At 38.8% G+C, this 14,072-nt stretch carries 11 protein-coding genes and 1 riboswitch; of the genes, 10 read left to right on the top strand and 1 reads right to left on the bottom strand.

Features of this window, described 5'->3' with window-relative positions:
* The first annotated feature begins 397 nt into the window (after positions 1-397).
* From AOC35_RS04785 to thiE, 8 genes are all read left to right on the top strand, one after another.
* Positions 398-1,840 carry an ATP-binding protein gene (locus AOC35_RS04785; protein ID WP_211307475.1) on the top strand — a complete coding sequence of 481 codons (1,443 nt, stop codon included), beginning with the start codon at positions 398-400 and terminating at the stop codon, positions 1,838-1,840.
* Positions 1,837-4,461 (top strand): EAL domain-containing protein, encoded by a 2,625-nt coding sequence (locus AOC35_RS04780; protein WP_108646011.1) that lies wholly within the window; start codon positions 1,837-1,839, stop codon positions 4,459-4,461. The genes AOC35_RS04785 and AOC35_RS04780 overlap by 4 nt, the downstream gene beginning before the upstream one ends.
* Before the next feature lie 24 nt (positions 4,462-4,485).
* Positions 4,486-5,517 (top strand): aldo/keto reductase, encoded by a 1,032-nt coding sequence (locus tag AOC35_RS04775; RefSeq protein WP_108646010.1) that lies wholly within the window; start codon positions 4,486-4,488, stop codon positions 5,515-5,517.
* Between the two features lie 54 nt (positions 5,518-5,571).
* A riboswitch (TPP riboswitch) is annotated at positions 5,572-5,670 on the top strand.
* Positions 5,671-5,720: 50 nt separating this feature from the next.
* A complete protein-coding gene (gene thiC, locus AOC35_RS04770) occupies positions 5,721-7,598 on the top strand; it encodes a phosphomethylpyrimidine synthase ThiC (protein WP_108648722.1) in 1,878 nt (625 codons plus the stop codon).
* Positions 7,599-7,646: 48 nt separating this feature from the next.
* Positions 7,647-8,735, top strand: a complete 1,089-nt coding sequence (locus tag AOC35_RS04765) for an FAD-dependent oxidoreductase (RefSeq protein WP_108646009.1) — start codon at positions 7,647-7,649, stop codon at positions 8,733-8,735.
* Positions 8,719-8,913: a sulfur carrier protein ThiS gene (gene thiS / locus AOC35_RS04760; protein ID WP_108646008.1), complete on the top strand. Its 195-nt coding sequence runs from the start codon at positions 8,719-8,721 to the stop codon at positions 8,911-8,913. The genes AOC35_RS04765 and thiS overlap by 17 nt, the downstream gene beginning before the upstream one ends.
* 3 nt (positions 8,914-8,916) lie before the next feature.
* Positions 8,917-9,717, top strand: coding sequence for a thiazole synthase (locus AOC35_RS04755; RefSeq protein WP_108646007.1), 801 nt, complete (start codon positions 8,917-8,919; stop codon positions 9,715-9,717).
* Entirely contained in the window at positions 9,702-10,637 is a 936-nt protein-coding gene (gene thiE / locus AOC35_RS04750) for a thiamine phosphate synthase (RefSeq protein ID WP_211307474.1), read from the top strand. Before AOC35_RS04755 ends, thiE begins: the two co-directional genes overlap by 16 nt.
* Here thiE and thiD read toward each other — a convergent pair.
* Entirely contained in the window at positions 10,634-11,458 is an 825-nt protein-coding gene (gene thiD, locus AOC35_RS04745; RefSeq protein ID WP_108646006.1) for a bifunctional hydroxymethylpyrimidine kinase/phosphomethylpyrimidine kinase, read from the bottom strand. The genes thiE and thiD overlap by 4 nt on opposite strands.
* A gap of 99 nt (positions 11,459-11,557) precedes the next feature.
* Here thiD and AOC35_RS04740 point away from each other — a divergent pair, with 99 nt between their 5' ends.
* Together AOC35_RS04740 and AOC35_RS04735 are read left to right on the top strand one after the other, a co-directional pair.
* Positions 11,558-12,568, top strand: coding sequence for a tripartite tricarboxylate transporter substrate binding protein (locus tag AOC35_RS04740; RefSeq protein WP_245898428.1), 1,011 nt, complete (start codon positions 11,558-11,560; stop codon positions 12,566-12,568).
* Positions 12,569-12,571: 3 nt separating this feature from the next.
* The gene (locus tag AOC35_RS04735) at positions 12,572-14,059 is read left to right on the top strand and encodes a protein adenylyltransferase SelO (RefSeq protein ID WP_108646005.1); all 1,488 of its coding nucleotides are present in this window, start codon (positions 12,572-12,574) and stop codon (positions 14,057-14,059) included.
* The last annotated feature ends 13 nt before the right edge of the window (positions 14,060-14,072 follow it).

Below are 14,072 nucleotides of genomic sequence, written 5' to 3'. Positions count from 1 at the left end.
TACCCTCGTAAATAGTGAACACGCTAGTCAAATTTTGCAAAATGGCAACCGGGTTTTAGAAAACTTAATAGATGTCCTCGAAGTATCAAAAATAGAGAATGAAAGACAGTACCTTCAATTTGCAGCAAACTATAAACAGTTCAGTCTTTTAAAAGAAAAAACTCTTTCTAATGCCATTATTGACGTAGCTACATTCGTAGACAGTCAGGGTAATGTGATTAATTTTTCTAGGGCTTATCCTCCACCAAAAATTAATTTATCGGACCGAGATTACTTTGTTTATTTAAAAAACAATAATGATCTGAATATTTTTTATAGTGCCCCTGTTCAGAATCGAGGAACTGGTAATTGGGTTTTTTATCAAGTAAAACGAATCAATGATAAAAATGATCAATTTTTGGGAGTTGTTTTAGTTGGTATTTCTTCGAAGGTGTTTTCGGAATACTATGAGATTTTAGCTAACAACTTCAATTCTAAAATTGCTTTTGGTCTATACAAAAGCGACCACAAGTTAATGACACGATATCCATTTAGAGAAAATTTGATTGGAAAAGCCAATCTTGAGGGAGGAGCTAAACATATTTTAGACCTAGGAATACCATTTGGTAACATGATTGTAAAAAGTCCAAGGTTTACTGAGAATAATGCTATCGAAGAAAGGTTCGTTGGTGTAAGAAAATTAGAAAAGTTTCCCTTTTATGTAACGGTTACAGCTAATAAAGATATTTATTTAAAATCTTGGGTTAATTCCTTATGGTGGATTTGGGGATTAACAGGGAGTGGTGTCATTCTTGTTGGATTAGCTGTGGTACAAATTTCAAAAGCACAAAAAAATCTTCAAGAAGAGTTAATTACCAGGAAAGCGATTGAAAAAGAACTTTTCAAAGCCAAGGAAGAACTTGAAATTAGAGTGAAGTATCGAACGAATGAACTCACCAATGAAATCTCAGAAAGAAAACTTGCACAACAAGAACTACTTCGGATTAATTCAAACATCGCCTCAATCTCGCGCCGAGCAGGGAAATTAGAAGTAGTTAATAGTATGTTACACAATGTCGGTAATGTTTTAAACAGTTTAAATATCTCAATGGGTCTATTAAGAGAGAAATTAAAAGATACACCTATCAAAAATCTGCCCAAGCTAAATGAGTTAATCCAACAAAATAAGGGAAATCTACCCGAATTTCTAACCAACGAGGAGAAAGGTAAACAAATCCCAGATTTCATCAATGAAATGACCTTGCAATGGCAAAAAAACAATGGGGTTATTACCAAAGAGGCTAATAATGTAATCGAATCGATTCAGCACATTAATGAAATCATTAGTCGATATAAATTAAAAGATTTTGATGGTGAAGCAGAGTTAGGTGTTCAAGAGCAATATATATTGAGCGAAGTAATTGACAGCACATTATTGATTACATCACCCGGACTCATGAAAACAGGTATTCAACTATTTCTGGATTATGAAACAAAAATTAACTGGGTGGGCGATCGGGTGAAGCTTTCTCAAATCATTCTCAACTTAATCTTAAATGCAAGCGAGGCTTTGTTATTTAGTGATAGGACTGATAAAAAAATTACGATTAGTTCTGAAATAAACGAAAATCAAATCATTGTCAAAGTAAGTGATAATGGCACAGGAATTAACCAAGAACTTCTAGATAAAATATTTACCTATGGATTCACGACAAAACCGACAGGCCATGGCTATGGTCTTCACTCTAGTGCCCTCGCTGCACAAGAAATGGGTGGCAAACTTGAGGTACATAGCCTTGGAGTGAATCTTGGTGCGGAATTTACATTAACACTCCCACAAAATACAAGCATTATTAAATGAATAATACCCTCTTAAACCCAGAAAAAATATATAGAGTTCTTGTTGTTGATGACAATGAAATGATTTATGAGGACTTTAATAAAGTATTAGTTTCGAGTTCTGAAAATAGCGTACAGTTAGATCAACTTATCTTAAATCTGTTTGGGGAATCAAAAACCAATTTATCAAATATCAAATATAAAGTTGATTTTGCAATTAACGGTCAACTAGGTTTAGATTTAGTAAAAAAAGCTTTAAATGAGAACAATCCTTATTTAATGAGCTTTATTGATATGCGTATGCCCAATGGTTGGAGTGGTCTTAAAACTATTCAAGAAATATGGAAAGTTCAGCCTAATCTAAATATTGTTTTATGTACTGCACACTCTGATATTTCTTGGGACGATATCAATTCTTCTTTGCCCACAAATGATCGATTCCTAATATTAAAGAAACCTTTTGATACCTATGAGGTTAAGCAAATCGCAATGAGTTTTGTCAGAAGAAGTGATATTGAGCATGCACTGGAAAAAAACTCAGTGAAACTCTTAATGTCCCAGAGAATTGCAAGAATTGGGTACTTTAAATTTAATCAGGATTTCTTATTGACTGAATCTTCGGAAATGATTGAAGAATTTCTTGCATTTGCCTCTAAGGAGATTAGTAATAGTTTTAAAAAATTAATCTCCTTACTCTCAACTGAGGATGCTTTTAAGTTATCCAAATTAGTAGTTGACTCCAAATCCTCTAAAGAGCACTTTGTTCTTAACTGTCGGTCAATTATTGGGACCCCAAAACAATTTGAATGGATTAAGATATCCGGTTTCTGGGTGGATGAAGACAACCTAGATCAAGCGCAATTTGTAGGTAGTATCCAAGATATTACAGAGGCGAAGCAACTTGATCAAAAAGTATTATTACTCGAATCTTCGCTCTCGCAAGTGAGTGATATGGTAATGATTACAGATGTAGGAGACATAAATGCTCAAAATCATAAAATCTTATATGTCAATGAAAGCTTTGAGATACTAACTGGTTACAAAGCAAACGAAATAATCGGTAAGAATCCGAGATTTCTCCAAGGGGAAAAAACATCCAAATTGGAAATATCAAGGATTAGTAAAAGCCTAGTTAATTTTGAGTCAATCCGTGTTGAAATCCTGAACTATAAAGCAAATGGTGATTCTTATTGGGGAGACTTAACAATCTCGCCAATCAAAGATGAGGCAGGTATTTATACTCATTGGGTTAGCGTACAAAAAGATATTACAAGTAGTAAATTAGCTCTAGAGAATATCAAAAAATTAGCTTATTTTGATGGGCTTACGGGGCTAGCGAATCGACAATATTTCAACGATCGATTAACGAGCACTATTCAATCCACTCAGCGAAATCCCAGTTACTATGCTTTGATGTTGATCGACTTAGATAATTTTAAAGAATTGAATGATACTTTTGGGCATGACCGTGGAGATAATCTTTTAATACAAGTCTCTAAAAGATTAAAAAAATCTACTCGCGAGGATGACACTGTAGCAAGACTTGGTGGTGATGAATTTGTGGTGTTACTGTCAAACATAGGAACAAATATTACCGAAGTTTCAGCTAATGCAGAGTTCATAGCAAAAAAAATAAATAAAGTCTTAAGTGAAGAATTCTACCTTCAAGACTCTAGCTACCGAACCAGTGCGAGTATTGGGATAACCATTTTTGGTAAAAGTCCAACAAAGCCGGATGATATCCTTCGACAAGCAGATATTGCGATGTATCAAGCAAAAGCAACCGGTAAAAACAACTTCACTATTTTTAATAGTGACATGCAACAAATCGTGGTCGATCGCGCCGCAATTGCTGATCGCTTAAAACTGGCGATTGCTAATGATGAATTTGAATTATTTTTTCAACCACAATTTAATGTTTCACTGCAATTAATAGGGGCAGAAGCCTTAATGCGCTGGAATACTCCGGAGATGGGTACTATTCCCCCAGGCGTATTTATACCCATCGCGGAACAAAATGCATTGATTAGGGAACTAGGTAATTGGGTTTTACAAAAAGCTGCGTTTTATCTAAAAACATGGTCTGAAATTGATGTCATGAAACATCTAGTCATGTCTGTTAATGTCAGCACAAGTCAATTTAGTTCACCCGACTTCCTTGCCTCGGTTTTTGATCCAATTGAAATGTACGGACCTAGTGCTGAAAAACTAAATTTAGAACTAACTGAGTCCATTATGGTTTCAGATTTCGAAGATCTAGAGAAGAAATTAAAAGTTTTGAAGTCATTTGGCATCAAAATTGCGTTAGATGACTTTGGTACTGGATTCTCCACACTCAATTACTTAAAAAGATTAAGCTTAGATGAATTAAAAATTGACCAATCCTTTGTCCAAGAATTACCTACCAATAAACATGACACTGCAATTGCAAGAACAATTATTTCACTTGGTCAGTCTTTAGGATTAGTGGTGACTGCTGAAGGAGTTGAAACAGAAGGACAATTTAATTTACTAAGATCATTGGATTGCAATCAATTTCAAGGATATCTATTTAGCAAGCCAATACCGGCTCTAGAATTTATTGAATATGCGAAAAATTTCCAAACTGACCAATATAGTAATCTATTAAATAATACATATTAAAACAATCAAATCAGGAGTTTCTTAATGAAATACAGACTACTCGGTCCTACAGGTTTATACGTTTCCGAAATATGCTTAGGAACAATGACTTTTGGTAATCAAGGTTTTTGGTCAGTCATGGGTGGCTTAGGTCAGGCTGATGTAAACCAGATCGTCAAGACAGCGTTTGATCAAGGGGTAAACTTTATCGATACTGCAAATGTTTACTCATTTGGTGAATCAGAGAGTTTATTAGGTCAAGCAATTAAAGATACAGGGATTCCACGAGATCAACTCATCGTCGCAACTAAATCAACTGGCCCTATGAACGAGACACCCAATGGCCGCGGTCAGTCTCGTCATCACATTTTTAACGAAGTCAACGCCTCATTAAAAAGACTTCAACTTGACCATATTGATTTATATCAATTACATGGCTTTGACCCTCTTACGCCTCTGGAAGAATCTCTTGGCGCCTTACATGACTTGGTTCGTATGGGGAAAATTCGTTACATTGGACTTTGTAATATGTCCGCTTGGCACATTATGAAGGCCCTGGCTATCTCTAGAGAAAAGAACTATTCAGAAGTAATTAGTACCCAGTCCTATTACACGATTGCTGGTCGTGATGTTGAACGTGAAATATTTCCTTTATTGCATGATCAAAAATTAGGGCTTCTTGTCTGGAGTCCTCTAGCTGGTGGATTTTTATCAGGGAAGTTTAAAAATAATAGTCCTCTGCCGGCTAATTCTAGAAGAAATGATTTTGATTTTCCTCCTATTCAACGCGAGCGTGCTTATGCCTGTATTGATGCCATGGAACCTATTGCTCAAAACCACGGCGTCTCAGTTGCCAGAGTTGCGCTTGCTTGGTTACTTTCAAAACAAGAGGTAACTAGTGTGATTATTGGGGCAAAGCGGATTGAACAGTTAAATGATAACTTGCTAGCATCAGAGTTAATCTTAAGCCCTGAGGAAATATCTCGCCTCAACGAAGTCAGTGCCCTACCTGTTGAATACCCAGGCTGGATGTACGAGATGCAAGGGAAATACCGATCTACCCCGCCGGTTAAATAATTTAACTTAATGACAATCTACTCTTTGTTCGAGTAAATATGTTAAATTAGTAACTGAATGAAACAGGGGTGCTATCGAAAAACTCGATTGGCTGAGAGATACCCTTAACCCGATCTTGGTAATGCTTGCGTGGGGAGTTTTCTGTAATAGTATCGCTGTTCATTCCTAACTGACCTCAATGGAGATGAACTGTGAATAATGCAATAAAAGATAAATCTAAAGACGCTCTTACAATTGACAACCTTGAAAAAGAGCTAGGACAAAAATTTGCTTACCCGGCATCTTCAAAGTCATTTCTAATTGGTAGTCGTCCTGATATTAAAGCACCCTACCGATTAATTGAACAAACACCAACCAAAACAGCGGATGGGTCATTTTTAGAAAATCCACCAATTCCTGTTTACGACACCTCAGGTCCTTATAGCGATCCTGATGTATTTATTCATTTAGGACGTGGCTTACCAAAATTAAGAGAACAGTGGATTGCGGAGCGCAATGATACTGAGTTACTAACAGGACCGACCTCGACTTACGGTATTGCAAGAGCTCAAGATCCTGCAACAGCACACTTAAGATTCGAACATATTGCACCACCACGCGTAGCTCTTCAAAACAAAAATGTCTCTCAAATGTATTATGCAAAGCAAGGCATTATTACTCCTGAAATGGAATATGTTGCTTTACGTGAATCAATGGGCTTAAAAGAACTAAAACAAAACCCCGCTTATCAAAAACTACTAAAACAACACCCAGGAACATCGCGAGGCGCTAATCTTCCAGAAGAAGTAACACCAGAGTTCGTTCGCCAAGAAATTGCTGCTGGCCGGGCAATTATTCCTGCAAATATCAATCACCCTGAATTAGAACCAATGATTATTGGCCGTAATTTCCGTGTAAAAATCAATGGTAATTTAGGTAACTCTGCAGTTACATCATCGATTAACGAAGAAGTTGAAAAAATGATTTGGTCAATTCGTTGGGGTGCTGACACAATCATGGACTTATCAACCGGTGAGCATATTCATGAAACTAGAGAGTGGATTATTCGTAACTCTCCAGTCCCAATTGGTACGGTACCTATTTATCAGGCATTGGACAAAGTAGGCGGAATTGCTGAAAATTTAACTTGGGAAATTTTTAGAGATACTTTGATTGAACAAGCTGAACAAGGTGTTGATTATTTTACGATTCACGCAGGTGTACTTCTGCGTTACGTGCCACTAACCGCTGACCGATTGACTGGTATCGTCTCGCGTGGCGGATCAATCATGGCTAAATGGTGTCTCGCTCACCATCAAGAGAATTTCCTATATACACATTTCAATGAAATTTGCGAAATCATGAAAGCCTATGATGTATCTTTTAGCCTTGGTGATGGTCTTCGTCCTGGTTGCATAGCTGACTCAAATGATGCAGCACAGTTTGGAGAACTACACACCTTAGGTGAACTCACGAAAATTGCTTGGCAACATGACGTTCAAGTCATGATTGAAGGCCCTGGCCATGTACCGATGCAAAGAATTGAAGAAAACATGACGGAAGAGTTAGACCATTGTTTAGAGGCGCCTTTTTATACCTTAGGACCACTAATTACTGATATTGCACCAGGCTATGACCACATTACTAGTGGTATTGGCGCCGCTCAAATTGGTTGGTATGGCACGGCGATGTTGTGTTACGTTACACCGAAGGAACACTTGGGTTTACCAGATAAAGAAGATGTTCGAGTGGGTATTATCACTTATAAAATTGCCGCTCACGGTGCTGATTTAGCAAAAGGCCTTCCTGGGGCTCAATTAAGAGATAACGCTTTATCAAAAGCACGTTTTGAATTTAGATGGGAAGATCAATTTAATATTGGTTTAGATCCAGAACGAGCTAGAGATTATCATGATGCAACACTTCCGGCAGATGGTGCAAAGATTGCTCACTTCTGTTCAATGTGTGGACCCAAATTTTGCTCAATGAAGATCACTCAAGAAGTGCGTGACTATGCCAGCAAACTTGACAAAAATCCAGTACAAGGTATGCAGGAGAAATCGATCGAGTTCCGAAAAAAAGGTAGCCAAATTTACCAATAACTATTCTCATTATTCTCTGTTTATCCCTTATCACTTTATTGCATCCTAGTGTCTAAAGAACCTATCATCATTCTCGGTGCAGGGCTAATTGGTAGACTTTTAGCCCTCTCATGTGTAAAGGAAGGCTACCAAGTCACAGTTTATGATCAAGGTGCATCATCGGTGAAGGGATCAGCTGCATATACAGCAGCAGCCATGTTAGCCCCTTTAGCCGAATCTGTGGCTACAGAAAACAACATTATTGAAATGGGAATCTATGGTTTAAAAAGATGGCCTGACATGATTAAGTCATTGTCTAAGCCTGTCTTTTTTCAACAAAATGGTAGTTTGATAGTTTGGCATAGCCATGATCAGTCTCTTGGAAAACACTTTCAGTCCCAACTCACCAAAACGCAAGCATCTTTTCCAAGTGAGTTTCTGTATGAAAAGTTGGATCGTGCCAAGCTTAACCAAATAGAAGGTGAAATTGATCATCGTTTTCGTGAGGCTTTGTATTTGCCCAATGAGGGGCAACTTGATAACCGAGAATTACTAGATGCTTTACTCGAGGATGCAGTCCGTCTTGGTGTTCAATTTTATTGGGAAAGCCCCAAGGAGATAAATGATTTTAAGGATACTAGTTACTTCAAATTAATTGATTGTCGAGGTTTAGGTGCAAAAAAATCCTTAGAAACTCTGCGGGGTGTCAGGGGCGAAGTGATCCGAGTCTTTGCTCCAGAGGTAAATCTTAAACGCCCTATTCGCTTGTTACATCCCCGCTATCCAATTTATATAGCTCCCAAAGATAAACAAATGTTCGTGATTGGGGCTACTGAAATTGAATCTGAGGATAACTCTGAAGTAAGTGTTCGTTCTGCTCTTGAACTTCTCAGCGCTGCCTTCTCGCTCCATAGCGGCTTTGCTGAGGGACGTATTTTAGAAATGAATGCCCAATGTCGCCCAAGCCTTCCGAATAATGCTCCCATTATTGCCAAAATCAATGAACGTATTTTTACCATCAATGGCTTATACCGCCATGGTTTTATGATTTCTCCAGCAATCCTCGATGCTGCGATGGAAATGATTTTTAAAAATCAGTCTACGCTAGCGCAACAATTTTCTATTGAATCGGCCCTTCCCTATGCAAGTCATCATTAATCTTGAACCTTTTCAAACTTCAGCAAAACATCTTCAAGAGTTGATCTCTGAGATTACTCCAAAGTCCCCTTTCGGCATCGCTAAAAATGGTACTTTCATACCCAAAAGTGCCTACCTTGAAACACAAGTTCAAGACGGTGACAAAATTGAAGTCATTTCGCCGGTTACAGGGGGATAAAAGATGAATGCTGATCAAAATGATTGTTTAGAGTTATATGGACATCAATTTCCATCTAGATTGCTTCTTGGTACCTCTAGGTATCCTTCTCCGGCTGTCTTAGAAAGTTGTATTCAAGAAAGTAAGCCTGCTATGGTGACCGCTTCTTTAAGAAGACAAGGCGCCAATCCAGAGCAAATCTCTAGTGGTTTTTGGGAAATCTTAAAAAAACTCAATGTTCCGATATTACCGAATACTGCGGGATGTCATCGCCCTGAAGAAGTGATTCAAGTTGCCCACATGGCAAGAGAAGTTTTTGAGACAGACTGGATCAAGCTTGAACTGATTGGTGATGACTATACTCTGCAGCCAGATACCTTGCACTTGGTTGCCACGGCGGAGCGACTCATTAAAGATGGTTTTAAAGTCCTACCATACTGCACTGACGACTTGATTCTCTGTCAGGGACTTGTCGATGTTGGATGTCAGGCAATCATGCCGTGGGCAGCCCCAATTGGTACAGGTAAAGGTCCTATTAACCCCTATGCTTTAAAGCTTCTTCGCGAACGAATTTCAGTGCCAATGATTATTGACGCTGGTCTTGGATTACCCTCGCATGCGACGATGGTCCTCGAGTGGGGTTATGACGGCGTTCTTCTCAATACTGCCGTCGCTCTGGCACATAACCCCATCAAAATGGCAAATGCTTTTGCCGGTGCTGTAAAAGCAGGTAGAGAAGCCTTTTTAGCTGGCGCTATGCTAGAACATGAACAAGCTCAAGCGAGTACGCCTAATTTAGGAATTCCATTTTGGCATCAAAGTTAAATTCACAACTCCCCACTCAATATCAATCACTTCGAGATAAGTTAATTGATCGATATCTTCCTCTAAAAATTGATCAACGTGATCATCTTACTCAGTTACATTTTTCGGATTCAAATCTTGTTTATCAACTAGTAAAAGAAGCTTGTTATGAACTAGGCTTTATTGAAATCGATGCAGAAGCTATTGCCAAAGCTTGGCAAAATAACAATCCGTCAATTGAGCAATTTGACCTTTTAGATTGGCCAAGTGATCCTAAATTATTTAATATAAAAGGAACTAATCCTAAAACCTCATTCCCTAGTTGTCCAAAAAATTTAGGCCTTTATGTGGTTGCACCTACTGCCGATTGGATTGAAAAACTCTTAATTGCGGGCGTAAAAACAGTACAATTGCGCTTTAAATCCGATGACAAAGAAGCAATTCGACAAGAAGTAAAAAAAGCGATTCAAATTGCTCAGCAATTTAATTGCCAGCTTTTTATTAACGATTTTTGGGAACTGGCTATTGAATACGGTGCTTATGGGGTCCATTTAGGCCAGGAAGATATCGATACCGCCGACTTTGATTTAATCAAATCAAATCAGCTTCGTTTGGGAATTAGTACGCATGGAATTGCAGAAATGCAACGAGCCGATCAAATATCCCCTAGCTATATTGCCCTAGGAGCTATTTTCCCAACCACTTTAAAAATCATGCCGACAGCGCCTCAGGGATTGGCACGCTTGGCCTTTTACACCAAGCTAATACAGTCCTACCCATTAGTCGGGATCGGAGGTGTTGATGAAACGAATCTAGAAGCTGTTTTAAAGTGTCAGGTGGGTTCTGTTGCAATGGTGAGGTCAGTCATTAACGCACCCGATTATCAGCTTGCGATTGATCAACTTCAAGCTAGGATTTTAGAATTTCAAATGAATGATTAATGTGTGGGAAACTGTTGGAATGCATGCCATAAAGCTCCATGCCCATTGCCTAATTGCTTTTCGGGAATGTGACTAGCCGCTAAGATAGCTCCTTGGGTATAGTCAATCCCTCTGTTCACCGCCATTTTTAATGACAGGTTTTGAGCTAAACCACAAGCAATAGCACTAGACAAGGTGCAACCAGTGCCATGGGTATTTTTCGTGGAAATTCGGGGGTGATGAAACTCTGTTACTTCGATATGTTGGCCATTTTTTTCAACTAGGACATCTTTTAACTGCTCCTGCGATAAATGTCCGCCTTTTAATAAAACCGCATTCGCACCCATTTTTAAAAGCGCATTTGCCGCTTCAACCATTTGGCTAGATTCAATCGAGCTAGCGTTTAAAAATGTTTGTGCTTCATTTAAATTAGGGGTAATCAGTCGACTAATCGGAAATAATAAATTCGCCATGGAATGTTGAATTTGATCCTCAGCCAATAATGCTCCAGAAGTAGCTACCATGACTGGATCAAATACGATATTTTGTCTATTTCTGCCTAATAACTCACTTAATAATTGAACTGTATTGCTACTTCCCAGCATGCCAATTTTTACAGCATCGATCTGAAAATCCTGCACGATAGCATTAAATTGGGCAGAGATCATCGATTCTGATAGTTGGGCGATTTGATCTACGCCTAATGTATTTTGGGCTGTCACTGCGGTAATTACCGTCATTCCAAAACAACCAAGGGCAGTTGCTGTTTTTAAATCAGCTTGAATTCCAGCCCCTCCACCACTATCTGAACCTGCAATGGATAACACCTTAGGAATATACATTTTTTAAAACCTCCTCAAAGCCTCGCAGGAACTTCTTTAATTATTCGAAAGAATTACAATAGCAGTACCGTAAGAGTTAATTTATTAGGGAGACTATTTATGAGAACACCATTCTTCAACAAAAAAGCTTTGGCATTTTTTCAATTAGCATTTTTAGGTTTGTTAATATCCTTACCATCTATGCACTCAGGTAATGCTCAAGCACAAGATAAATGGCCAAGTCGCCCTATCACCATGATTGTACCTTTTCCACCAGGCGGAGTTGCTGACACGGTTGGAAGACCAATTGCAGAAGCCTTGAGTCGTCAACTTGGCGAACCTGTAATTATTGAAAATAGAGCAGGTGCCGGCGGTGGAGTTGGAATGGCCGCTGCTTCCAAAGCAAAGCCTGATGGTTACACAATTTTAATGACTCTCTCCTCGATTTCGATTATTCCAGAAGCAGATAAAATTTTAGGTAAAGAAGTTTCTTACCGTACGAATCAATTTGCTCCGATTGCCAGATTTACTGCTGATCCAACTGTACTAGTAGTAAAAGCGGATAGCCCATGGAAAAGTTATGCCGAGTTCGTAGCTGGTATGAAAAAAAATCCAGGTAAATATAATTTTGGATCATCTGGTAACTATGGGACGATGCATATTCCTATGGAAATGATTAAGTTAAACGATCAGTTTGAAATGGCCCATATTCCTTATACAGGTGCCGGTCCTGCCATTGTGGCCTTATTGGGTGGACAGGTAGATGCCATTGCTACTGGACCTGCTTCAATAATCCAACAAATCAAAGCTGGTAAAGTCAGAGCATTAGCACATTGGGGCGATGGTCGTCTGGCAAGTTTGCCAGAAGTCCCCAGTTTGAAGGAGTTAGGCGAAAAAATTGAATTTGCGCAGTGGTCTGGTTTATTTGTCCCTAAAGATACTCCTGCTCCAATCGTTGAAAAACTTCGCCTAGCTTCTAAAGCCGCAGTCAATGATGAAAAAGTCAAAACGATTCTAGAGGGTGCTGGTTCACCGATTCAATATCTGGACGCTCCAGAGTTTCAGAAATATTGGGATGCTGATGCTAAGAAAATGTCTGACATTGTTAAAAAAATTGGTAAAGTTGAATAATGCATGACTAAATCTATTGATTCACTGGCATGGCAAGAAGGCTTTTTAAATTTAGGGAGTGCCTTCTTTACCCCTCTAAAGCCGACTCCGTTACCAGACTGTCTTGGGGGAGTTGTTTCTCAATCGGTTGCAAAAAGTATTGGCCTTTCATCAGGCTGGGAATTGGATCAACACAATTTAGAAGTACTGACTGGTAATGCTCATTTGGAAAATCGTCCAGCTTATGCAACGGTCTACTCAGGACATCAGTTTGGCGTTTGGGCAGGTCAACTAGGTGATGGTCGTGCGATTCATCTTGGAACGGTTCAGAATGGTGATGAATCTTATGAAATTCAGCTCAAAGGCGCTGGGAAAACACCCTATTCGAGAATGGGTGATGGTAGAGCTGTTTTAAGATCTTCGATCCGAGAGTTTTTATGTTCTGAGGCAATGGCCGGACTTAGCATCCCAACCACTCGTGCACTCGCTTTGACCCACTCCAGTGCTCCGGTTGTTCGAGAAAAAGTTGAAACAGCAGCGGTAGTAACTCGGGTAGCACCCTCCTTTATTCGTTTTGGCCACTTTGAACATTTTGCTTCGAATCAACAGTATGAAGATTTAAAAAGCTTAGCTGATTTCGTGATTGAAAATCACTACTCTCACCTCCAGGATTCCGAAGAGCCCTATTTGGCCTTACTAGAAGAGGTTATTGCTAAAAATGCTGCATTAGTAGCGAAATGGCAAGCTGTAGGATTTTGTCATGGTGTTTTAAATACAGACAATATGTCTATCCTCGGTTTAACCCTTGATTACGGTCCGTTCAGCTTTATCGATGCTACCGACTTAAAGTACATTTGTAATCATAGTGATAGCGCTGGAAGATACTCCTATCTGAATCAACCCAATGTTTTTCATTGGAACTTAGTTCGTTTAGCAGAAGCATTATTACCATTGATAGCGCCCGGTCAAGATGAAGCATTGATTGATGCAAAAGTAGAGCAATTAAAAGAATTACTGTTTCAATTTCCCCATCAATATGAGCACTTCTATCAAGAAGAAATGCGTTTAAAACTTGGTCTGACACAATCAGAAAATGCCTTAGTCGAAGAATTGGTTTTACTTTTAGATCATAATAGGGTTGATTACACGTTCTTCTTTAGATCACTTTGTGATGTGGTTGATACGGCATCAATCGCTGCCATTTCGGTAATTAAAGATTTATTTTTAGATCAACTAGGTGTAGATCTTTGGCTTCAGAAATACCTTGCGATGATCCCAAGTGAAAAAGCCAAAGTCATTGCAGCGCAGATGAGAAGGCATAATCCAAAATACATCTTACGTCAATATCTTGCTCAAAAAGCAATTGAAAATGCAGAGAATGGGGATTTTGGTTTAGTGCATCAACTGCATGAGTGTTTGCAAAAGCCATACGATGAACAGTTAGAATTTTCTGAATTTGCAAAGTTACCCCCTGAATGGGCTTCACAGATTAGCGTATCATGCTCTTCCTGAGCTCAGAAATAGA

The organism is Polynucleobacter rarus, assembly GCF_003072505.1.
In the GTDB taxonomy this organism is placed as follows: domain Bacteria; phylum Pseudomonadota; class Gammaproteobacteria; order Burkholderiales; family Burkholderiaceae; genus Polynucleobacter; species Polynucleobacter rarus.
The sequence above is the reverse complement of the archived record's forward strand: the minus strand, read 5'-3'. Positions and strand labels throughout refer to the sequence as shown.